Raw genomic sequence first — 23083 nt, 5'->3', positions numbered from 1 at the left:
CAATACTGCGGACAGTTTTTGATGCTTAAAGCCCACGGCTGCCAAAGGCCCGAAGGTGTATCGTTATTTTATGGTAACTCACGCCTACCGTTGAGTTACCATAAAACCATCCCCTTGAGTTGTAGACCTTGTAGCATCAGACACCAGACTGTCTAAAACTGTCCGCAGTATTGTTTAATGAATTGTACTTTGAAAAAATCTTGTTTGATTATGGTGTCTTAAGATTGTTTGGAGAAAAATTTTGAGTTTACGTACAGGAAATAATTTTTTTCGACAGGGTTGTTATGATAAGGCAATCGTTGAATATAAAAAGCTAGTCAATTGTGATGTTCTAGGAGAGCAGGCAAAGTTTAATATTCACTTGGCTTTGCGTAGGAAAGGAGTAGGAGCTACTACCAAATTGGAATATACACCTGTAAGTAAAGATGCTAGCAGGCCTTTGTTATCTATTGTTATGCCTGTTTTTAATGTAGCACCCTACTTAGATGCAAGTATTTTATCAGTGCTAAACCAAGGATTTTCTGACTTTGAATTGATTATTGTGAATGATGCATCGACTGATAATTCTTCAAAGATTATTGATATGCACGCTTCTCAAGACGAGCGGGTGAAAGCAATCCACCTAAGTTTTAATACCTTAGGAGGGGCAGGAACCCCAAGTAATATAGGCATTAAAAAAGCAAGAGGCAAATATATTGGCTTTGTGGATAGTGATGATTGGATTACACCAAACGCATTGGCCGAATTGGTTGCGTCTGCAGAGTCGAATTCAGCTGATATTGTCATAGGTGATTTTTGTACATTCCATGATGATGATCGAACCGTCGCAAAAAGCTATGATAGTGCCAATTGGTCAGGCATACCGATTGGTAAAGTTGTTTCAGTAAGGGAATACCCTCAAATTTTCAGAACATCGCCAGTACCATGGCGGAAGCTATACCGTGCTGATTTTTTGAAGAAAAATGGCATTACTTTCCCTGAAGGTGATTATTTCTATGAAGATAATCCTCTGCACTGGTTTGTTGTCAGTCAGGCAGAAAAGGTGGTCTTTTCAAATAAAGTGATTAGTTACCATCGCATGGTAAGGGAAGGGCAGACGATGGCCGCTTCCCCGTATAAACTTTCCGCTATGTCTAGTCACCTAAATACCATTGCTAGCAAAGTGATTTGTCAATCAGGAAATCCTGACGAAATAGTTGCTAAAGAGTTTTATGATTACTGGTATCGGTGTGACTGGATTGCAGCCAAGCAGCCAGAAGAGAAAGTAGCGAAACTGATACGCAAGCAAATGGGGAATATATATCTTCGCTGTAAGGAGGTGGCTACGCCTATCAGTGATAGAGTTAACTTTGAGAATAGAGTTAATACATGTTTGTCAGCTTATCAAGACATAGACTTGACAGTAGTTATACCTTCCTATAACTGCGAGGAGTTTTTACAATCTACTGTAGAATCTGTTTTATCGATTAAGAAAATAACTATTAATGTTATTATTATTGATGATGGGTCAAATGATAATACATTGAGTGTTGCTAAATCGCTTGAAAGTAAAGACAAAAGAATATTTGTTTTTCAGCAGAATAACCGTGGAGCAGGAAGAGCGAGAAATTCTGTTATTCCTCTTTGTGTGGGGGAATATACCTATTTTCTTGATGCGGATGATTATGTTTATTCAGATGGGCTTGAGAAAGCTGTACGCTCTGCAATGAAGTATGATAATGATCTTATGTTCTTTAAGTACAGAATAGAATACTTTGAAGAACAGAAAAGTCGAGGGATGTTTAATGCAGATGCAGATTTATGGGAAAAATTAAAAGGTTGTTTTAATAATAGAGAAAAGCAAAAAGTTGTTTCGGGATTGATTAATTATCCGTGGAACAGAATTATAAAAACAAGCCTTCTCTTGAATGAGAATATTTTCTTTGGTGGTTCAGTCGTGCATAATGATATCCCATACCACTGGCATACGATATCTGCGGCTAAAAATATTGGTCATATTGATGATGAAGTTTGTGTACACCGCAAGTTTGAGAATAGGCAACAAATAACAAATATATCAGATGTAAGACGTATGATGGTATTTTCTTCTTTAGAATATACCCATGAAAAGTTATCGAAATATGATCTCTATTCTGAAATAAAGCCAGTCTGGAAAAAGTTTAGTACTGAGTTGCTTAAGTGGGCAAAAGAAAGAGTGCCAGTTAGCTGTGCTGAAGAGTTTCTAGATAATCAGGCTAAATATCTTTCAAAGTTTAATTAAAGATTGACTATTTAATATGTATGATTTTTTGATTATTGGAGCGGGACTTTTTGGCGCTACCTTTGCGCGACTTGCCACGGATGCAGGGAAAAAGTGTTTAGTTATAGATAAACGTGAGCATATTGCAGGCAATTGTTTCTCCAGAGATATTAAAGGAGTGGATGTTCATGTTTATGGGCCTCACATATTCCACTGCAATGATGACAGGATATGGAGTTTTGTAAACCGGTTCGCAACGTTTAATAATTTCAGGAATAGTCCGATCGCGATACATCAGGGTAAAGCCTATTCTTTACCTTTCAATATGTATACATTTAACCAAATGTGGGGCGTGACAAAACCTGAAGAAGCTCTCGAGAAAATAGAGTCACAGCGTTTGGTGTTAGATAGAGAGCCTGCTAATTTGGAAGAGCAAGCATTGAGTTTGGTTGGGTATGATATTTACAATACTCTCATAAAAGACTATACAAAAAAACAGTGGAAGAAGAATCCGAAGGAGTTACCAGCCTCCATTATTAAGCGTCTTCCAGTAAGGTTAACCTGGGATAATAACTATTTTAATGATAAGTACCAGGGGATTCCTGAAAAAGGCTATACAGCAATGTTCGAAGAAATGCTTAAAGGCATTGAAATTCGCTTAAATGTAGACTTCTTTAAAAACAAGGAAGAGCTTACCACTATGGCTGAGCGGGTAGTGTTTACTGGTAAAATAGACGAATATTTTGACTACCAATACGGTGAGCTGGAGTATCGCACACTTGAGTTTCAGTCAGAAATATACGACGTTGAAAATGTGCAGGGTAATGCTGTGGTGAATTACTCCGATGCAGATGTACCCTGGACGCGTATTATTGAACACAAGCATTTCCAGCCTGGCAATAAGGCTAAAAAATCCTATGTAACAAAAGAAATTCCTGCGGAATGGAAAAAAGACAGCACACCTTATTACCCTATCGGTGATGAAAAGAATACAGACTTGTTCAGGAAGTATAAGCATTTGGCAGAGAGTCATGATGATGTGATTTTTGGTGGTCGCTTGGCTGAGTATAAATACTATGACATGCACCAGATTATTGGGTCAGCAATGAGTATTTTCAATAAAAAAGGTATTTGATTTAAGAATGAGAATTTCAACCAGGATAACGCATTTTTTAACATCAACCTTAGCATTGAATGTATTTGACTCTAATGGTAATGATTATGTTACGGTTGTGGATTATTATTTCTCTCTTGAGCACGATGATAAGGTATCAGCTAAGTCATTTAATGCAGGGAATGAAGCGATTTCGTTAGGGGTTGATAATGTAAGATTTTTTCTTCCAGGGAAGATAGAAGTTGTTCATCCTGATCTACTTGCTTTAGCAGCTCTGAAAATAGTTTCCCCATATATTGGTAGTCAAGTGATCTTTGAATTTCCTGTTTCAAAAAAATTTGAAGAGTCTGTATATAAGTGTTATAAGAATATCAAGCATATAAATTCAAGTGGGTTTGTATCTTCTAGGCTTCCAGGAACTATTCATGGGATGTCGTTTTCAGGTGGAGCTGATTCTGTAGGTGTTTCTGCATTAATACCTGAAAATAGTTGTCTAGTGCTTTCAGCTCGTACTTTTCACAAAGATATAGGGAAGTTTGAAAGCTGGTATAGAACTGATCAAAATGTTGAAACGCTAAAGCATATGCCAGAATCTTTTAGAAAGATTTCTGCTTTTTCAGATTTTGAATTTGCCTCTACAAATGGAAAGTGGTGTATTTACCCTGATAAATATGCATTTACCATCCCTCTGTTACTCATGGCAGATTATTTAAAATTAAAATCGGTTGCGACTGGAGATGTATTAGCAGCATTCACCGGTAATGAGGTTAAATTTGGTGGTACTTTTTCATATAAAGATGCCTATATATATGAAGCTGTAGGGCTAGAATTTATTCAGCCTGGATGTGGGCTCACAGAAGTAGGCACTGAAATGTTAGCTAGAAAAAAAGGATTGGCGAATATTTCTTCAACTTGCCAATATGGACCTTTCCAGAAACCATGTATGAAATGTATTAAATGTTTTCGTAAAGAGCTTCTTCGGTGTGCCTTGGACGGTAGGATGCCAGATGAAAAAATAGTTGGTATTTGGAATGAGTCCCCTGCTGTTTTATCTATGGCTAACTCTATGGAAAGGTCTGGTGCTCAAATGTTACCTACAATAAGTTGGGCGTTTGATAGGATAGGGGGTAAATTTTCAGGAGCTACTGAAAAAATAAGAAGAAAAGCAAAACTATTTTCACCTAATTCAGGTTTTGCTGAGTTTGCTTATTATTCAGCATATAGAGATAAGGATTTCGAATATATATTGCACACTTTAAAAACTCTTATTGAAACAGTAGGGAGTATGAACTCGAGCCAGCAAGATAACTTTATAAGTTACGATGCTCTTGCACAGCTAAAAAATAATGATGTTGTTGAGCAGCTTCGTAGTATAATAAGGTAGCTACGTTCGTGTTTTTTTGGTAAAGGTCGGCTGTTCTTGTGCCGTCTTCTTTTGATTTTCAAATTGGCGCTATACAACAGTTGCTTGTAAGTACCCTACCACATGAAATCATCTTTTCTGACTCGGTGTTCAGGCACTTTGCTGCGTTGCGGCTCCGTTCACATAGCTATGGTTATGCTTCCTGCGTGACGCCGGGCAAAGGACATGCCTAATAAGTGAGAAATATTCGATTTCATATGGACGGGTACTTATTTTACAATATTGAAGGCGTTAGAGTTTTGAGTGGTTAAATGATTGCTATTTTATCGGGGTTTGATTTAGACCTTTGTGAGAGGTGGAGTGCTGCTTCTTCTCATTTCCAAATAAAATATAGTGATGAATTATTAAATGATTTGTTTTGCTTTGATAATAAAAAAATTGTTTGGTTGTATTTACCGCCTTGGGCAGAATGTAAAAATGATAAAGAGCTTAGTGAGTGGTTGTCTCTGCAGAGAAAAGTGATAAAACTCTTTAAAAAAAGAAAGGTGGATGTCACATATGTAAATGCAAGCAAGGTTCATTTTTGTCAGCTATTAAATGTTCTTTGTATAGCTAACTCTTATAGTAAGAATAAAGTGGCGAATAGTTTTCTTTTAGATTTTGAGTCTATTTTTTGGGCTGAGAGTTTTTCGGTTTTTGCGCCGGAATACTTGGAAACTTTAGAAAAACTGGAGTCATCCTCTCTTATAGTTAGTGTGCATAATTCTAATAAAGGGCATAGCTTGAAAGGATTGAGCTCAACTAATTTTTTTCAAGTTTTTAATGATTTTCAGCGTGTAAAAGATATTGGTGAGTTGGAGAAGGATAAGGATTCTTTGATGAGTCAGGTTGGTTTTTTACAAGATGAGCTGAAATTTTATTTTAATGATATTGCTAATAAAAATGCAGGTTGCGTTAAAGGATTTGAGGGGGAAATAGATAAGGAGTTGATAGAGAAAGGTGTTGATTCATTGTTGATCCTACAACTTCATGAAGCTCAAGAGAAATTAGAAAAATATTTTTTAGGTAGTGATAATTCAAATGATATAAAATCACCAAAGAAGCCAACTACACCGATAAAAGTATACTATGGAGCTTCAGATAGAATTAAAACGCAACTATCCTACCGTTTGGGCGCAACGACTATTGTCCATACACGCTCCGTAAGAGGCTGGATAAAACTACCAAGGGCTGTTTGGCAAGAGAAAAAAGCGTTTCAAAAAGATAGAGCATTACAGCAGGAAAAAGGGAAATTACCACCTATAGCACATTACCAGGATGCAAATAAAGCTGAGCAGGTTCGCAAGCACCTTTCGTATAGAATTGGCTCCGCCATGGTCAAGCATGGTAAATACCCGTGGGGGTGGTTATGGCTACCGTTTGCAATAGTAGGCGCTAAGCGGGCATTTAATAAAGAACGTGCCGAAAAAAGAGCGCAAAGGGTATGATTCGACAAGCCAGGTTTCGATATTTTTCGCAGCGATCTCTTTTTGCACAGTCGCTGTCTTCCCTTGGGCCAACGGTGACACCGTATAATGATGCGACGTTATGGGCTTGCTACAGACTTGGTTTATATAAAACAGTCGCTGATAACAGCTCTTGTTGGAAGGGGTGGAAAGGAGGGGCTGCCGTGGCTGCTTCGCTTGCAGCTACCGGGCTGAGAAATAGTGCAAAAAATACTGTTTACAGCATGCTGTCTAAAAATAAGAATAAAGTCACTGAGAATCAAATATCAGAATTAGCTAGAGCATTAGCACCCTATATGCCAGAACTTTCACTTGAGTTGATAGAAGATGTTTCTGCGCCAGATACGCTTAGAGTCGCTCTGCTCTTGGCAAATAAACGTTCTTTTGAAGCTGTTGAGTGGACTAAAAAGTATAGCGCTATAAAGAACCCTTCGGAGTTAGATCTTTTTTTAACAAACGGGAGTCTCAGCTCACCGAGGCAGCAGATTGATAGACTCAACTCTTTTTTGGTGGGGTACGGTTTATCACCTCTTGATTTGATTGATAAAGGGTTACCGCCGAGCCCTTCAAACCTTTGTGCTAAAACTTCAGCCTCCACGAATAAAGGGCCTTTAGTCAGTGTTTTAATGACGTCCTACCAATGTGAAGGCCATATTGAAAGTGCTATACGCTCTTTATTGGGTCAAACTTGGAAAAATATTGAGCTTATTGTCATTGATGATGCTAGTAAGGACGGCACTGTTGGCGTTATTGAAAGGTTGGCAAAAGTAGATAATCGAATAATATGTATTCGGTTGCCTGTCAATGTAGGCACTTATGTCGCCAAGCGTATTGGCTTTGAAAAAGCAAAAGGTGAGTTTGTAATATGCCATGACTCTGATGACTGGTCACACCCTGAAAAAATTGAACGTCAGGTGAAGCCTTTAATCAATAATAAAACCCTTGTTTTTTCTATGGCTCACTGGGTTAGAATGCAAGACAACGGGGTATTTTATGCGCGACCAGTACACCCGCTGATGAGACAGAACCCTGCTTCCGCAATGTTTAGGCGTAATATGGTTTATGATAAAGCAGGTCTTTGGGACTTGGTACGTACAGGTGCTGATAGTGAGTTTAATAGTCGGCTAAAACTGGTATTTGGAAAAGAGGCCATGGCGAGGATTAAACTCCCGCTTACTTTTGGAGCACACCGCTCTGGCTCATTGATGAACGCTGCTACGACGGGGCATGGTGAGCGCTGTATGTCTCCTGTTCGTCTTGATTATTGGGAGGCATGGACTCGCTGGCACATTCAGCAGTTGCATAAAGGCTACAAACCCAAAATGAATACTGCGTATAATGCCCCTCGCCCTTTTTCAGCGCCTTCAAATATTTGCGTCTCTCAGGATGCTATCAATCAGTGTATCTCTCAATTGTAGTGATCAGTAGAGTATGAAAATTGCTGTTGCCGGGACAGGCTATGTGGGACTGTCCAATGCTGTATTATTAGCCCAACACCATCAGGTTGTAGCGGTTGATATTGTCGCCTCGAAGGTGGATATGATTAATGACCGCTTATCACCGATTGCTGATGCAGAAATTGAGCGCTATTTATCAAGCCATGACTTGAATCTACGAGCAACGCTGGATGCAAAGCAAGCATATGCTGAAGCTGAGTTTGTTATTATTGCAACCCCAACAGACTACGACCCGGAAACGAACTATTTTAATACTACCTCTGTTGAGGCTGTTATTCGCCAAGTAGCGGCAATTAACCCAGATGCAGTGATGATTATTAAATCGACTGTACCTGTGGGTTATACACAGCGCATAAAACGAGAACTAGGTAGTGATAATATTATCTTTTCACCCGAATTTTTGCGTGAAGGTAAAGCTTTACACGATAATCTATATCCCTCCCGCATTATTATTGGTGAGCGTTCAGAGCGGGCAAAGCGTTTTGCCGGGCTGTTAGAGAATTGCGCGCTCAAGAAGGGTATTCCTGTTTTATATACGGATTCCACGGAAGCAGAGGCTGTTAAACTGTTTTCAAACACTTACCTTGCTATGCGAGTTGCTTACTTCAATGAGCTTGATACCTATGCGGCTAGCCATGGCTTGGCTTCCCGTCAGATTATTGAGGGCGTTGGGCTAGACCCTCGTATAGGCAGCCACTATAACAACCCGTCATTTGGTTATGGTGGTTACTGCTTACCTAAAGACACAAAGCAGTTGTTAGCAAACTATCAAGATGTGCCAAATAACATGATTGGTGCTATCGTTGACGCGAACACGACCCGAAAAGATTTTATTGCGAACGAAATTATTAAGAAGTCACCAAAAGTGGTCGGAATATACCGATTGATCATGAAAACGGGGTCTGATAATTTTCGGGCATCATCAATTCAGGGTGTTATGAAGCGAATCAAGGCAAAGGGTATTGAGGTTGTTGTCTATGAGCCTGTTTTGGATGAAGAGGAGTTTTTTCATTCAAAGGTAATTAAAGACCTGAAGGAATTTAAGCATCAGGCTGATGTGATTCTTTCAAATAGGGCTGTGGAAGAGCTTTCAGATGTGATGAATAAAGTGTATACCCGTGATCTTTTTGGGTCTGACTGAGCACCCTAGTACACCCTTGCAATGTGTTTGACAGGTTCGTTGGGTTAAAAAGTGATCATACGCAAGGCGATATTCCTGCGCACTTGCGTCAAGTCACAAAAATTCTCGCTTTGGCCAAACCAATCAATTACATTGAAATGATTTACTAGGAGCCTGACCGAGAATAGCGCCCGTAGCGAGGATTACGAGAAATTTTTAGACCAATTTATCGCAACCGCAGTAGGGTAGTCTATTCTCGGACAGGCTCCTAGCAGCCTGTCGGACTTAACCATTCAACCAGGGTAGAATAGAACTTCTAGTTGTAGTGACATCAGAATCTATGAATAACTGGACATTCAAGCCCGTTGATATCATTCCTCAAAAAGCGGATATGATTAACAATCGTGTGTCGTTTATTGTGGAGGTGGAAATTGAAGAATTTCTGGCCAACCCGGAGCTAAACCTCAGGCAACCAACGACCCGCAACGGGCTTATGCCGATGCGAAGTTTGTGGTTATTGCCACACCAACGGATTATGACCCTAAAAACAACACCTTTAATACCGCTTCCGTTGAAGCGGTGATTAAGCAGGTAATGGCCATTAATTCCAACAGAACAACACAGAACAAAAAACAGCCATTTTTACAATCAAAAGGCAGGGTTGTCTTCTTTTCTCCCTGTGGAATCCCTTGAACAACCCGGCCATGGCGTTGATACCCAGGCTGATATCGAGCGCATCTGTGTTGAGCTGGCCGGATAACCGATTAAATTTCATTTCTTTTCCAAGGAAGTAATTAACAATGACAACTGAATTACGTCAGGTGATGGCTAATGCCCTGCGGGAGCAGGGCAATGCCTTGTTCGCCCTGAGCGAACGAGTGGATGCGTCGTTTGGGCAGGCCGTTGAGATGATGTTGACCTGCAAGGGCCGGGTGATTATCTCCGGTATGGGCAAGTCCGGCCTGATTGGTAAAAAAATCGCCGCGACACTGGCCTCTACGGGCACCATCAGCTTTTTTATGCATCCCGGTGAAGCCTTTCATGGTGACCTGGGGATGGTGCGTAGTGATGAAAAAGCCGATGTTATCGTACTGATCTCCTACAGTGGTGAAACCGATGAAGTGCTTAAACTGATTCCCTCCCTCAAGAGTTTTGGCACTAAAATTATTGCCATTACCGGCGGTATGGACTCCACACTGGCTAATCATGCGGATGTGGTACTGAATGCTTCGGTAAAAGAGGAAGTGTGCCCTAACAACCTGGCACCGACCACCTCGACGACAGTGGCTATTGCTATTGGTGATGCCCTGGCCGTGGCGTTGATTAAGGCGCGTAACTTTCAGCCCCGGGATTTTGCCCGTTTTCATCCGGGGGGGAGTCTTGGTCGTCGTTTACTCACCCGTGTCAGGGATGTCATGCGTACAAAACGATTGCCGTTTGTTGATCGGTCCATGGCGGTTTCTGATGTACTGATGACAATGACAGATACGCGTACCGGTTTTGCCCTGGTGATGGATGAGCGGGGAGCGTTGGAAGGCGTCATCACCGATGGCGATCTGCGCCGCTATCTGTTAACCCATGATAATCTCAAGGGCGTACTGGCAGCCGACCTGATGACGACGTCGCCAGTTACCGTTAATCCCGATACCATGCTGGTGGATGCTGAACAGCTCATGCGTGAGCGCCAGCTCAAATGGGTAGTGGCCCTGGGGGATGATGGGCAGGTCGTGGGTTTACTCGATTGGGCTGAGTAAAAAATCTATGTCATATATTATATTTTACCGCCGTCATCTTCCGCAGTCGTGGTGGATTCCTGCTTAGGCCGAAATTGTCTTAAGTCCGACAGGCTCCTGGGCGTCATTGGCGGATGTTTATAAATCCACAACGCCCTGCCTCGGAAAACCCTGCATTGAGTCATTTATTGCTGAGCGTTATAGTAATGATGCTTTTTATAGTCATCAGGTAAGCAGCAACTGTGTCCAACCGTTTTTTATGCACCTCGTCAGGTATTGCCAAGGCGCCAGAGTTAGCTGCGCTTTTACAAGGTGAGGTCGTCAGTTATCGGCCTTTTAGCTCTTTTAATCCTTTTAATCTTTTTAAAAAGCGACAGTTAACGAGTTCAGTCACCAAAGCGGTTGTTACCTGGGGGATGAAAACCAACACGTGCCAGGCAGCAAAGCTGGCCGAACGGTTGGGGTGTCCTCTTTGGCGTTTGGAAGATGGATTTATCAGCTATCTGGGACACCCTTCATTGGGGGATCGTCGTTTTTCGGTGATCGTCGATAAAACGGGGATCTATTATGATGCGACGAAACCGTCTGACCTTGAAAACCTGCTAAATCACCCTTTCTGGTTTACCCCGGCGCTTGCCGCCCGCAGTAAACGGTTATTGTCGCAAGTCATTACCCACCATATCAGCAAATACAACCATGAACCCGTTGCCCACGGGCCAATTACAGAGATAAGTGCGGATAAATCAAAGGTATTAGTCGTCGATCAAACCCATGGCGATTGTTCTGTTAAATACGGTCGTGCTGATGCCAGCAGCTTCACCGCCATGTTGCATTCGGCTTTACAGGAAAACCCGGACTCGGACGTTTGGGTAAAGGTGCACCCGGATGTTGTATTGGGTAAAAAGCAGGGGTACTTTCCCGTAGAAAACGGCAGTATTAGTGGGTTTGATAACCCACGGATAAAAGTACTGGCCGATAAAGTCAATGCGCAATCCCTGTTCCAGCACGTTGAAAAAGTCTATGTGGTAACTTCGCAGCTAGGCTTTGAGGCGTTGCTCCACGGTAAAGAAGTCGTGTGTTTTGGCATGCCATTCTACAGTGGCTGGGGGTTGACAGACGACCGAATGAACTTCCAGCGTCGTACACAAATCCATAGTCTCACCAGTCTCTTTGCAGCAACCTGCTTGCTTTACCCCCGTTATATTAATCCAGAAACCGGCCAGCGCTGTGAACTGGACGACATTATTCCTTTAATTATTGAGCAGCGGCAGTATCAGCTCCCGCAGGTGGATACACTCTATGCCCTGGGTTTTAGTTTGTGGAAGCGTGCTTTTGTCAAAGAATTTGTCGGCGGATTGGCAAAACAGGTGATATTTGTTCGCAATGAGCGGGCACTGTGCAAGTCTATGAACACAGGGACAGACTCCAGGGGCTTATTACTCTGGGGAAAAAGTCCACTGCCCAAAGGGGAGAAAGGGGAAAAAGGGGAAAAAGGGGAGCCTGTGTCCTTTAATAAGTGCTGGCGCATGGAAGATGGATTTATTCGCTCGTGCGGCCTCGGTGCTGACCTGCGACGCCCGGCCTCGCTGGTGTTGGATGATCGGGGTATTTATTATGACGCAACGATACCCAGCCGCCTTGAGCATTTACTGGCAACAGCGCGGGTCACGCCTGAGCAGGTAGCAAGGGGCGAGGCCCTCACGGCAGAGCTTTTGCAGAAGAAAATCAGTAAGTACAATCTGGCCGGTGTGGATACCCCCGTGTTTTCTGGTGCCAGGGTTGGTCAGCGCCGGGTACTGGTGACAGGGCAGGTCGATTCTGATGCTTCCCTGAAATATGGCAGTCCCAGGGTATACAGAAATATTGACCTCCTTAAACAGGTGCACACCTGGTACATTCATAATAATATTGACGTTTATATTGTGTATAAGCCACACCCGGATGTTGTGCAGGCAGGTAGACAGGGGCATGTGCCGGAAGCGGAGGCACTGAAGTACGTCGACAAGGTGGTGACCAATGCCAGTATTTTTGATGCCCTGAATCAGTGTGATGAACTCCATGTCATGACATCCCAGGCGGGTTTTGAAGCCCTGCTACAGCAAAAGACAGTCCATTGCTGGGGTCTGCCGTTTTACGCAGGCTGGGGGTTGACACAGGATCATCTGTCCGATAATTCTGTCATTCAGCGTCGGCAAACACCCCGCGCTCTGGCCGAGTTGGTCTATCTCGTGCTTTGTGTTTACCCGCGCTACGTGCATTGGCAAACCCGGCGGTTCACCACAGTGGAGCGGGTAATTGATGCCCTGGACAATGAGCGTAAAACAAACCGAAAGGATGATGCCGGCTGGTTCGGAAGAAAACGACGTAAAGCGCGTTTTTTGGTGGAGGCTATTTGTTCGTGAATAACATGAAGCAAAAGCATGGCGCTGTAATAACGGGGGTGAACGGATAAACCTATGCCATTAAAGCGATCAATCGTTTTTCTGCAGGGACCTCTGGGGCCATTTTTTCGTGCCCTTGCTGCGGAGTTTTCCTGCCATGGGTATGTGACCCATAAAATTAATTTCAATGGTGGCGATCAATGGTTCAGTGGCGCGGATCACTGCTTTGACTATCGGGGGACTGAACAGCAGTGGCCGCAGTTTTTGGAAAATTACCTGAAGGACTTCCAGATTCAGGCGGTGTTTTTGCTTGGAGACTGTCGTTTATATCATCGACTGGCCAGGCCTGTGTGTGACAAGCTGGGTGTGCAGTTTATGGTGTTTGAAGAAGGTTATCTCAGGCCTGATACCATCACCCTGGAACAAGGTGGGGTCAATGCCTTTACCGCCATGGATTTATCACCGGCGGCTCTTGCTGCAGCATCGCGCCATCAGCGAAAAGCTGACGTTACCATGTCTCCCACCATGAAACGGCGTACTTTATATGCGTCGGCCTATTATTGGGCAGCCCGTTTGCGGCAGACCAGGTTCCCGGCATATCAGCATCACCGGGCATTTTCGCCGGTGGTGGAAGGGGCAAAATGGATCAGAGGGGCATGGCGCAAGTATCAGTATAAACATCAGGATAAGGCGACGGAGCAACGGTTAACCGGCGCCCTTAGCAGACAGTTTTTTTTGGTAGCGCTCCAGGTGCATGATGATTCGCAAATGCGTTTTCACAGTCACTATGATTCAGTGGAGGCCTTTATTGGGGAAACCATTGCCTCCTTTGCTGCCGGGGCCAGTGCCGCCGATTACCTGGTGTTTAAACACCATCCCATGGACCGGGGATATACCTGCTATCAATCCTTTATCCATCAGCAGGCAAGGCAGTGTGGGATTGAAAAACGGGTTATCTATTGCCACGATGTCTCTCTGCCGGCGTTGTACCACCACACCAAAGGCGTGGTAACCGTCAATAGCACTGTTGGTATTTCGGCATTACTGCATCAAGTGCCCACCAAGGTGACCGGGCGGGCTTTTTATAACCTGCCAGGGCTTACCTCCCAGTGCCCGCTGGCTCAATTCTGGACAGCGCCTGAGCCTGTCCACCGTGGTTTGTTTAACCGTTTACACTCGGTGATTTTCACCCAGACGCAAATCAATGGCAGTTTTTTTAACGCATTGGCATTGACGTGTCGAAATACGCGATTATTTTATGAACAGACATTTGCTCATAGGGCTAAGCCTGTGATGGGTTCTCAACCAGTGGAGCAGCCTGCCATGACTTCTGGTGCTGCCATCCAGGAGGTGCCGGTGATTGCGTAGGAGCCTGTCGGACTTATGCTTTCGAGCATAAAATTCAGTAGGGCGAGCCAGAATTTTCGATCAATTCGTGCGAATAGTTGACCTATTTAAGCAAATTGATCGGAAATTCTGGCCGCACTTTCTCGCACTTTCTCGCGCTTTCTCGCACTTCCTGGAATTTCAGGCCGAAATTGCCTTAAGTCCGACAGGCTCCTTAGCAGCGGTGGAAGGTACAGGGATACGGATGGCTGTAAATCCTGTAGAATTTGCCGGTATTCGTTGATTGAAAAGTACACTGTATAAATGGCCGAGTGCGCACACCCTACGTTAATATCACAAAAAAAGTTAGACAGAACCTTCTCCGTGGCACCCATGATGGGGTTAACTGAGCGGCATTGCCGGTATTTTCACCGGTTATTATCTGAACATGCGTTGTTATATTCAGAAATGGTCACCTCCGGTGCCCTGATCCACGGCGATAAAAACCGTTTTTTAGCCCATGATGCTGCTGAGTACCCCCTGGCTTTGCAGTTGGGGGGACATGATGCCAACGAGCTGGCCCAGTGTGCCCGCTTTGCTGAAAAGAGTGGCTATCAGGAGGTAAACCTCAATGTAGGCTGTCCGAGTGACCGAGTGCAAAATGGTCGTATTGGTGCCTGCCTGATGGCTGAGCCTGATACCGTGGCCAACGCCGTAAAGGCGATGCGCGATGCGGTCAGTATTCCCGTGACCGTCAAACACCGTATTGGTATTAACGGTCGAGAGTCTTACCAGGAGCTGGTGGATTTTGTGGGTACAGTGGCACAGGCCGGCTGCGAGTCGTTTATTGTTCATGCCCGCATTGCTGTATTGGAAGGTCTGTCACCCAAACAAAACCGTGACGTGCCCCCCCTGAAACCCGCGTGGGTCTACGGGTTAAAGGAAGCGTTTCCTGATCTGGACGTGGTTATCAATGGCGGCATTACATCATTTGATGAAATTGCCATGCACCTCGATAAAGTTGATGGTGTCATGGTGGGCAGGGAAGCCTACCAAAACCCGTACCTGCTTGCTGCGGTGGATCACCATCTATACGACAGCGCTTCGCCGATGCCTTCTCGCCGACAGGTGATCGAACAGATGCTGCCCTACATAGAACAACAACTGAAGCAGGGAACATACCTGAGCCATATAACGCGCCATATGTTGGGATTATACCAAGGGGTGCCCGGTGCTCGCCGTTTCCGGCGGTACATCAGCGAGCATGCTCATCACAGTGGGGCAGGTATTGAGGTACTGTTGGCAGCGGCTGATCAGGTTGAGCAGGTCAACCTGCGTCAGGGGCCGTGAGTACCGCAGTGTTTGATCCCTGGGGAGGAGGGGGTGGCATGGGTGTCCGCGTAGCGTTCCAGTTGCTCAACCAGATCCCTGAAGGCTTTTCTGTTATTATCGTTGAGGGACATCAGGGTACGATGAGCATCCAGCACTCGTTGTTGGGTTCCCTGCTCATCATTGCTGATATCACAAGCTAAATCGTGCATGGAGAAGGCAACGGATTTATCCATGTGCTCCACAATAATAAAAACCTTATCGAAACCCATGCTAAGCAGCAGTCGGGTAACGTCCCAGCGGGTAGAAATTAATACCGGCATCAAACTGAACAGGCGTTGGGTTTTAATGGACAGTTTGGCAAGAAGTCCCAAAATGGTGCTGTCAATGGTGCTGGCCTCTGAGGCATCAATAATAATGGAACAAAATCCCGGATCACTGGTGACTTTCTCCAGAAAGGTCTCCAGTGCCTGACAGAGGGTCAGGCGAACTTCACCACACAGTTTGACCAGCCAGGTGCCTTGGTTTTCGGCAAACTGGATTTTTCCTGGAATCATAGATTAACTCCGATTCAGCATTAAAATAGCAATATCGTCTGGGGCTTCGTGAATGGCATTGAGCGCAAGCGCTTCTTTCAAGGTATGAATAGAATGTGAACCTTTTTGAAGCACAGAGAGTAGATAGGCTTCTTTGTCATTCAGATTATCCTGAGGCAAGATTTCAAGAATACCGTCTGAGAAGATAGTCAGGTTAAATGCCGATGGCAAATTAATGGTGGTATCTTCAAAAGTGGCCTCTTCAAATAGCCCCAGGGGAAACCCCCCGCCTTCAATAAAATGGGCGCTGTTGTTTGTGGTCAATACAGGGAACGGAAAGTGACCACCAAAAGAATAGGTCAGTGTTGACCTTCGGGTATCAATGACACCGCCGAACAGTGTTACATGTTTGCCCAGATTGCTTTGCAGCAGGCTCTGGTTAATATAGTCCAGTACCTGTGATGGATGAATGGTGGGTCGTCTGGGCTTGCTGAGGTAGTCCTGTAGCAGGTTCATGGACATATGTTTTAGTAATACAGTAATAAAAGCGGACGACGCCCCATGCCCGGAAACATCGGCCAGATAGAAAATCAGCCGGTGATCATCCAGTTTAAAATAGTCAACAAAATCGCCACTGAGATACAGCGAAGGGATAATATGGTGATTAAGATGGTAGCCCTCAAAATCCAGGGGGGAGTGGGGCAGCATTTTCATTTGAACCTGTCGTCCGGCTTTTTGGTCTTCCCGCAACAGGTTAAGGTTGCTTTCAAGTGAGTAGATAGCACTTTCCAGATTTTCCCTGTAGCGTTGATTCTCTTCCACTAGTTTAGCAGAGTCAAGGGCGCGATTGATGGCATACTCCAGAACTTCAAGATCCACTATAGGTTTGGTGAGAAAATCACTGGCACCGAGGCGAAGCGCTTCCACCACGTCATCCAGAACACCTGCGCCTGTCATTACGATAAATGGCAGGTTTGGCGCTTCGCTACGGATTTCGCGAAGCACTGCCAGCCCGTCCATATTGGGCATGCGCAGATCACATAAAATGAGCTGAGGATGTTCTGAGCGAAACAGGGCCAGCCCCTGCTTGCCGCTTTCCGCTTCCATTACGGTATACAGGCACTGGGACAGGTACGCAGCAACACTTTCTCTGACAATGCTGTCATCATCAATGATCAGGATAGTACTGCGAGCTTTACTCATAACATTACCTGTATCACGGGTTCAATAAGCCTGAGTTTAGTGCGCCGACGGCAGTATGAGAAACGCTGGTATCGTTAAAACAAAGAAAGGGAAGACGGCTCATATGTCTTCCCTTTTCATTTATCTGAAGCAAGAATGATCCAGCGGTGCAATAAAGTCAACCGGATTAGAAATCGTCAACAGGTGGTTTGCCGGTAATCAGGAATTCTCGTCGCTGCAGGTAAGCGTCACGAATGAATGAGTAGCGATCACCGGTCACCAGGTCTTCAGCATCGAGTAAATGGGCACGGGCGTTGACGGTGCTCACCCCCAGGGCATACCACCTTTCTGGTTCATCGGCAGCATTGACCGGGTTGATGACCCGCTCAGGCAATATGCCAACACCACTACGCAGTGTTTGGGGACCGAGTAAAGGCAGGACAACGTAGGGACCTGACGCTATACCCCAGTTGGCAAAGGCCATGCCAAAATCACTGTACTTTCGCTCAATGCCCAGCGGTGAGGCGACATCAACGAGTCCCAGCATACCAATGGTTGAGTTGATAGCCAGTCGGCTGAAAGATGTCAGTACATCACCCCCTTTCAGCTGTATCAGGGCTGAGAATGTATTACGCACTTCCCCCAGGTTACTGAAGAAGTTAGATACCATCCCCCGGATGGGTTTAGGGGTGACAGTCTTATAACCTTTGGCGACAGGTTTTAAGGCATATTGGTCGATTGTATCGTTAAAAGAAAATACTGCCCGGTTCATGGGCTCCCAGGGGTCATTATAGGAGACTGGACGCTCAGCAGTGGTTACGCACGCCTGCAGAGACAGACAGGAAATGATCAGTAGCAGTATATTTCTGGTGGTTTTCATAAAAAAGTCTAACTCCTGTCTCTGTTGATCCTGGACGTCACAACAAGAACCCTGATAATTATAGCGTTGATAGTTTTATGGAGACTTACTATTGTTACTATGCTAGAACAATAGTTAAGTGTCTAACCGGAAAGGCTATTATACCCATGAGAATTCAAGATGCGGGATTTAATCGCTGAAAATTGTCGTTAATCCTGCTGCTCAAAGAAGCACCCATTTCAGGTAACGTGACTTCCAAAAAGTCATTAATTTTCTGTCGGAAATCTTTCGGTTTTGGGAAATATTGATTATTTCTGACGTATTCGTTCATCACCTTCCATAGGCGCTCCATCGGGTTTAGGTTTGGACTGTATGGTGGTAAATAATGAAGCTTGATATTCAGTTTTTCCGCCTCTTCCACCACCTCCTGTGAGCGATGGTAGCCAGCACCATCGAGCGCAATGTGAATGACATTCAAAGAAGCGTAAGCAGAGCGAAATTTTCTGAAAAAGTCGATGATGGCCTCACCGCTCACTGTCTTGTACTGCTCAAAGACAGCGGCTGGAAGATTGCCCAATTCAATGGCTCCGACAATGTTCAACCGTGTTCGACTGCCGGTCGTATTGATGATCTTGTCTGCCCCTTTTTTAATCCAGCCCGACGTGATCTTTGTCGCCTGTGTTGGGTGAACCGCGTCAATGAATAGCAGCGCCTCATCCTCAGGAAGCTCAGCCTTTAACGCCTTATATGCCTTGATAAATTCAGCTTGTTTATCGGCATCCGCTTTATGTGGAACGCCTTTGGGCTTTTTGTAAGAAAAGCCATTCTGATGAAGCCACTTAGTCAGACCAGAAACCGTATACCGTATGTTCCATCGATCTGATACGTACGCGACAATCTGGTGAGTATGGGCGTAGGTATACTCTTCGATATGCTCAATCAGTTCTTGCGTTTGGCTATCCGTTAAGCGCCCCTCACTGCCACCGTTTTCAGGTTTGAGCTGTGCCTTTGATAAAAAATAATCAATATGTCGTATGATTGAGGTTTCATGCAGCCTCAGAGCCTGAGCAATAGCTTTAGTCGTCCAACCTTCTGAGCGAAGTAATACAGCTTTTATTCGGTCACGCTCGCGAGCGTCTCGGGACTTCTTATGTTGAGTCTCAAGCTGATGTTTCTGCTGGCGTGTGAGAGTGAATTTTGGCATTCAAGTACAATGTAGAAAATACCCTCAAAAATCAAGCTTTTTCAAAGGCGACGGCTATATATTATACCCATCACACTTTCCAACTTCATCATAAGGATGGTCAGCCGGGTGAAAAGGCAAGGTGAGGTGACAGTTATGGCCGTCGTTGTGGCGAGGAACTTCAACACAGGATTTCCCTCAGATAACCACTGTAACAGAGGAGTTAGAACGTGTGATTGGTGTTACTGCCTGGCTGATGAAGCAGTCAGTCAAAACCGGGTAAGAGTAAAACAGGCAGGAACATTGACGTAAAACCAGAGGTTCTATTGAAAACAAGTAAAAAAAACCGGTTACCTATAGGGGAAAGGGTAACCGGTTGTGGTACAGCCCACTGGGGGAACAGGGGCTGTAAATTTGCCAACAAACACACACAAGGAGTTATGAGCATCTTAATGACTGCTCATACTCCCTTTGACTTCGTTGTTTGAGGATAGTTCCCCAATACACATAATTTTTTTTGAAAAAAGCGAAAAAAGCGAAAAAAGCGAAAAGAATAGTGATCAGTACGCTTCTGATTAGGGGCACTCTTTCTGGACATCTGTTGTGATAGTTAAACGACTACTTTCTAACATCTGAAGGCTGGCTGTTGTTATTGACAACACCTCAGTGCCCATTGCCACCCATACAGTCAGGAGATGCGGGAACCTGGTTTTGCAGTGCCTGCCACTCCTGCTCAGTATAAGTATGGAGCGCCAGCGCGTGCACGCTACTGTTCAATTCATCAGCCAGAAGGCGATACACCAGTTGGTGGCGCTTAACCGGTAATTTTCCAGCGAATCCATTACTGACCAGTACCAATTTAAAGTGGGATTCAGACCCGGGAGGTACATTATGTTTGTGGCTTTCATTGATCACTTCAATGTGGCTGAGGTCAAAGGCATTCTCTAGCTTTTGTTGAATACAGTTTTTTATGGTCATCACGGCTCCTGAAGGGAGGTATCCATACACACTTGCACCGATGTATTACAAGAGTGCGGGTATTGGGTCAATTTTTAGTAACGTTCCTAAGGTTATCAACAAATGAGACTGAAACAAGAGTCAGTGTTTATAGGATTTGTAACAGAACCTGATCGCCCTGGGAGACTAAATCGTGAGCCCAGATACTGAAGGCATCACCCGCTTTACGCTCTATCTGAAAAAACAGCAACATTCCTTCCTGCTCAATACCATCCACAGTACACTCACCAGCAATTTCGGCATTAATGATTATCCGAACAGTGGAGCTGGCTTTATCGGGGGATGGTATAAAAGGGAAGCGAGGAGAAAGGTGCAGACACACGCAGGTTGGCGCTATTTTTTCAATATGGGCCACTGACGCGGGTATTTCATCACGAACGATGGGCTGCAAATGGAGATTACCACAGACGACACTCTGGCAAGCCAGTATATAACGTTTTTTGATTTGCTGACTTGTCAGCCTGGTCTGGCTGCCATCAGGGGGTATGCCCTCTGTCAATTGTAACAGACAAGAATGACAGACCCCTGCCCGGCAGGAGTGAGGAACTTTTATGCCTTGTTGAAGCAAACCTTCAAGGAGGTTGTCCCCCTGTTCAAGCAAACAGGTTTTCTGGGAAAAGATGATTTCAGGCATAGTCACGCGTCTTATATCTTATGGAGTGGGCCACACTGTTTGACCTATGATCATTCTATAAACATTTGGATGGATAAAATCAAGTTATAAATAGAGCTGCTGTTGAAAAAACAGATTTTCACTGTATTTACCCCTATTCGATAGCATGTTAATCATGGGAATTATCCACTGAGAATCAGCCTGTTTTAGCCACTATTCTTGCCGTTAACTGAGCATAACCTGTTTATTCTCTGCGTGGGATATTTACGGTTTTGTCCAGGCATTTCAAGATGTTGTTGAGATAATAAGGCAAACTTCCAGACAGCAAAAGCTGGTATACTGCATCAAATTTTGAACAAAAAAGGATTCTCTCATGGCCCTGATAAAAGAAGATCATATGATCGACAGTGTGGCTGACGCGTTGCAGTTCATTTCTTATTATCACCCCCTGGATTTTATCCGGGCGATCCATAAAGCGTGGGAAAAGGAACCTTCAAAAGCGGCCAAAGACGCCATGGCTCAAATTCTGGTGAATTCCAGAATGTGTGCCATGGGTAAGCGCCCCATCTGTCAGGATACCGGTATTGTCACTGTTTTTGTAAAAATTGGTATGAAAGCCCGCTTTGATACCGACCGTACCATTGATGAGCTGGTGAACGAGGGGGTACGCCGGGCCTATACACACGCTGAGAACCCGTTGCGTGCGTCTATTCTGGCCGACCCCGCTGGTACTCGCAAAAATACCAAAGATAATACGCCGGCAGTAATACATATCAGTATGGTGCCAGGTGACAGGGTAGAAGTGGATATTGCAGCGAAAGGTGGCGGCTCAGAGAACAAATCCAAGCTGGCCATGTTAAATCCTTCTGACAGCATTGTTGACTGGGTGAAAAAAACGGTGCCGACCATGGGGGCAGGTTGGTGCCCGCCCGGTATGCTGGGGATTGGTATTGGCGGAACTGCCGAAAAAGCAGCAGTTCTGGCGAAAGAGTCCCTGATGGACCCTGTGGATATTCATGAGCTGCGTGAGCGTGGTCCGCAAAGCCGTGTTGAAGAGCTGCGACTTGAAATTTTTGATGTTGTTAATAGCCTGGGGATTGGTGCACAGGGACTGGGCGGCTTAACCACTGTTCTGGATATTAAAATCAGGGATTATCCGACCCACGCCGCTTCCTTGCCAGTGGCTATGATTCCTAATTGCGCGGCGACACGCCATGTTCACTTTACTCTGGATGGCACAGGTCCTGCCGTGTTGACTCCTCCGAGCCTTGATGCTTATCCAGAAGTCGCTGTTGAAATGGGTGAAGGTGTTCGTAAAGTTAACCTCAACACTGTCACTCATGACGATATTAAAAGCTGGCAGCCAGGTGACACAATTCTTTTATCGGGTAAACTACTGACCGGTCGTGATGCCGCTCATAAGCGGATGACCGATATGCTGGCCAAAGGGGATGAGTTGCCTGTTGATTTGAAGGGACGTTTTATTTACTACGTTGGCCCTGTCGACCCTGTGCGTGATGAAGCCGTTGGCCCGGCAGGCCCGACGACAGCAACACGTATGGACAAGTTTACCCGCATGATGCTGGAATCCACTGGCCTGGCGGGTATGATCGGGAAAGCCGAGCGTGGCCCTGAGGCCATAGAGGCGATTCGCGATAATGAGTCTGTATACCTGATTGCTGTCGGTGGTGCTGCTTATCTCGTTTCCCAGGCGGTGAAAAAAGCTGACGTTGTTGCCTTCCCTGAACTGGGTATGGAAGCTATTTATGAGTTTGAAGTTGAAGATATGCCAGTTACAGTAGCGGTAGACCATACAGGCAGCTCTGTGCATACCACAGGGCCGCAGACCTGGCAGAAAAAAATTGAAGCGCGACAATTGAATGTACAATAAGCCTTTGAGCCCATGCAGGGTATTTGAAACGCAGTGAACCCTGCCAGCTGAACTCAGTGGTTGATCGCTTTAACTTGGGGAACTTTATTCCTCGTGGGGAAAATGGCATTCAACTGCTGAATTCAGGTTTACTATTGCTTCTAGGAGCCTGACCGAGAATAGCGCCCGTAGCGAGGATTACGAGAAATTGAGGATAAAAATTTCTGCTTCTGAGGATAATAGTGGGGCTATTTGA

Annotated in this window: 19 protein-coding genes; 12 read left to right on the top strand and 7 right to left on the bottom strand. The window is 44.9% G+C overall.

The window, feature by feature from the left end; genetic code table 11:
* Nucleotides 1–241 precede the first annotated feature (241 nt).
* From V4C51_RS12190 to V4C51_RS12160, 7 genes are all read left to right on the top strand, one after another.
* On the top strand, nt 242–2260 hold the full coding sequence (locus V4C51_RS12190; protein ID WP_330926446.1) for a glycosyltransferase family 2 protein: 2019 nt from the start codon (nt 242–244) through the stop codon (nt 2258–2260).
* Between the two features lie 16 nt (nt 2261–2276).
* Nucleotides 2277–3374, top strand: a complete 1098-nt coding sequence (glf, locus tag V4C51_RS12185; RefSeq protein WP_330926445.1) for a UDP-galactopyranose mutase — start codon at nt 2277–2279, stop codon at nt 3372–3374.
* Nucleotides 3375–3381: 7 nt separating this feature from the next.
* On the top strand, nt 3382–4737 hold the full coding sequence (locus tag V4C51_RS12180; protein WP_330926444.1) for a DUF6395 domain-containing protein: 1356 nt from the start codon (nt 3382–3384) through the stop codon (nt 4735–4737).
* Nucleotides 4738–5027: 290 nt separating this feature from the next.
* Entirely contained in the window at nt 5028–6203 is a 1176-nt protein-coding gene (locus V4C51_RS12175) for a hypothetical protein (RefSeq protein WP_330926443.1), read from the top strand.
* Between the two features lie 182 nt (nt 6204–6385).
* Entirely contained in the window at nt 6386–7639 is a 1254-nt protein-coding gene (locus V4C51_RS12170; protein WP_330926442.1) for a glycosyltransferase family 2 protein, read from the top strand.
* A 13-nt stretch (nt 7640–7652) separates the two neighbouring features.
* Nucleotides 7653–8819, top strand: coding sequence for a nucleotide sugar dehydrogenase (locus V4C51_RS12165; RefSeq protein WP_330926441.1), 1167 nt, complete (start codon nt 7653–7655; stop codon nt 8817–8819).
* A 319-nt stretch (nt 8820–9138) separates the two neighbouring features.
* Nucleotides 9139–9381 carry a hypothetical protein gene (locus V4C51_RS12160; protein ID WP_330926440.1) on the top strand — a complete coding sequence of 81 codons (243 nt, stop codon included), beginning with the start codon at nt 9139–9141 and terminating at the stop codon, nt 9379–9381.
* Nucleotides 9382–9399: 18 nt separating this feature from the next.
* Here the strand turns inward: V4C51_RS12160 and V4C51_RS12155 are convergent, their stop codons facing one another.
* Nucleotides 9400–9573 (bottom strand): hypothetical protein, encoded by a 174-nt coding sequence (locus tag V4C51_RS12155; protein ID WP_330926439.1) that lies wholly within the window; start codon nt 9571–9573, stop codon nt 9400–9402.
* Nucleotides 9574–9598: 25 nt separating this feature from the next.
* Here V4C51_RS12155 and V4C51_RS12150 point away from each other — a divergent pair, with 25 nt between their 5' ends.
* The 4 genes from V4C51_RS12150 to dusA all read left to right on the top strand — a co-directional run bounded on the left by V4C51_RS12150 (nt 9599) and on the right by dusA (nt 15588).
* Nucleotides 9599–10552, top strand: a complete 954-nt coding sequence (locus tag V4C51_RS12150; protein ID WP_330926438.1) for a KpsF/GutQ family sugar-phosphate isomerase — start codon at nt 9599–9601, stop codon at nt 10550–10552.
* A 221-nt stretch (nt 10553–10773) separates the two neighbouring features.
* Nucleotides 10774–12933 carry a capsular polysaccharide biosynthesis protein gene (locus V4C51_RS12145; protein WP_330926437.1) on the top strand — a complete coding sequence of 720 codons (2160 nt, stop codon included), beginning with the start codon at nt 10774–10776 and terminating at the stop codon, nt 12931–12933.
* A 54-nt stretch (nt 12934–12987) separates the two neighbouring features.
* Entirely contained in the window at nt 12988–14280 is a 1293-nt protein-coding gene (locus V4C51_RS12140) for a capsule biosynthesis protein (protein WP_330926436.1), read from the top strand.
* 282 nt (nt 14281–14562) lie between these two features.
* Nucleotides 14563–15588 (top strand): tRNA dihydrouridine(20/20a) synthase DusA, encoded by a 1026-nt coding sequence (dusA, locus tag V4C51_RS12135; protein ID WP_330926435.1) that lies wholly within the window; start codon nt 14563–14565, stop codon nt 15586–15588.
* Here dusA and V4C51_RS12130 read toward each other — a convergent pair.
* The 6 genes from V4C51_RS12130 to V4C51_RS12105 all read right to left on the bottom strand — a co-directional run bounded on the left by V4C51_RS12130 (nt 15576) and on the right by V4C51_RS12105 (nt 20978).
* On the bottom strand, nt 15576–16124 hold the full coding sequence (locus tag V4C51_RS12130) for an STAS domain-containing protein (RefSeq protein ID WP_330926434.1): 549 nt from the start codon (nt 16122–16124) through the stop codon (nt 15576–15578). The genes dusA and V4C51_RS12130 overlap by 13 nt on opposite strands.
* Nucleotides 16125–16127: 3 nt before the next feature.
* Complete coding sequence (locus V4C51_RS12125) at nt 16128–17306, bottom strand: SpoIIE family protein phosphatase (protein ID WP_330926433.1); 1179 nt, start codon at nt 17304–17306, stop codon at nt 16128–16130.
* Between the two features lie 166 nt (nt 17307–17472).
* Complete coding sequence (locus V4C51_RS12120) at nt 17473–18165, bottom strand: MlaA family lipoprotein (RefSeq protein WP_330926432.1); 693 nt, start codon at nt 18163–18165, stop codon at nt 17473–17475.
* Between the two features lie 154 nt (nt 18166–18319).
* Nucleotides 18320–19348 (bottom strand): IS630 family transposase, encoded by a 1029-nt coding sequence (locus tag V4C51_RS12115; RefSeq protein WP_330926431.1) that lies wholly within the window; start codon nt 19346–19348, stop codon nt 18320–18322.
* Between the two features lie 642 nt (nt 19349–19990).
* Nucleotides 19991–20305, bottom strand: coding sequence for a transcriptional regulator BolA (gene bolA / locus V4C51_RS12110; protein WP_330926430.1), 315 nt, complete (start codon nt 20303–20305; stop codon nt 19991–19993).
* Between the two features lie 127 nt (nt 20306–20432).
* Complete coding sequence (locus V4C51_RS12105; protein WP_330926429.1) at nt 20433–20978, bottom strand: 2Fe-2S iron-sulfur cluster-binding protein; 546 nt, start codon at nt 20976–20978, stop codon at nt 20433–20435.
* 352 nt (nt 20979–21330) lie between these two features.
* Between V4C51_RS12105 and V4C51_RS12100 the strand changes: the two genes are divergently transcribed.
* Nucleotides 21331–22848 (top strand): fumarate hydratase, encoded by a 1518-nt coding sequence (locus V4C51_RS12100; RefSeq protein WP_330926428.1) that lies wholly within the window; start codon nt 21331–21333, stop codon nt 22846–22848.
* Nucleotides 22849–23083: the final 235 nt, after the last annotated feature.

The organism is Candidatus Sororendozoicomonas aggregata, from assembly GCF_031528575.1.
Lineage (GTDB): Bacteria > Pseudomonadota > Gammaproteobacteria > Pseudomonadales > Endozoicomonadaceae > Endonucleibacter > Endonucleibacter aggregata.
The sequence above is the reverse complement of the archived record's forward strand: the minus strand, read 5'-3'. Positions and strand labels throughout refer to the sequence as shown.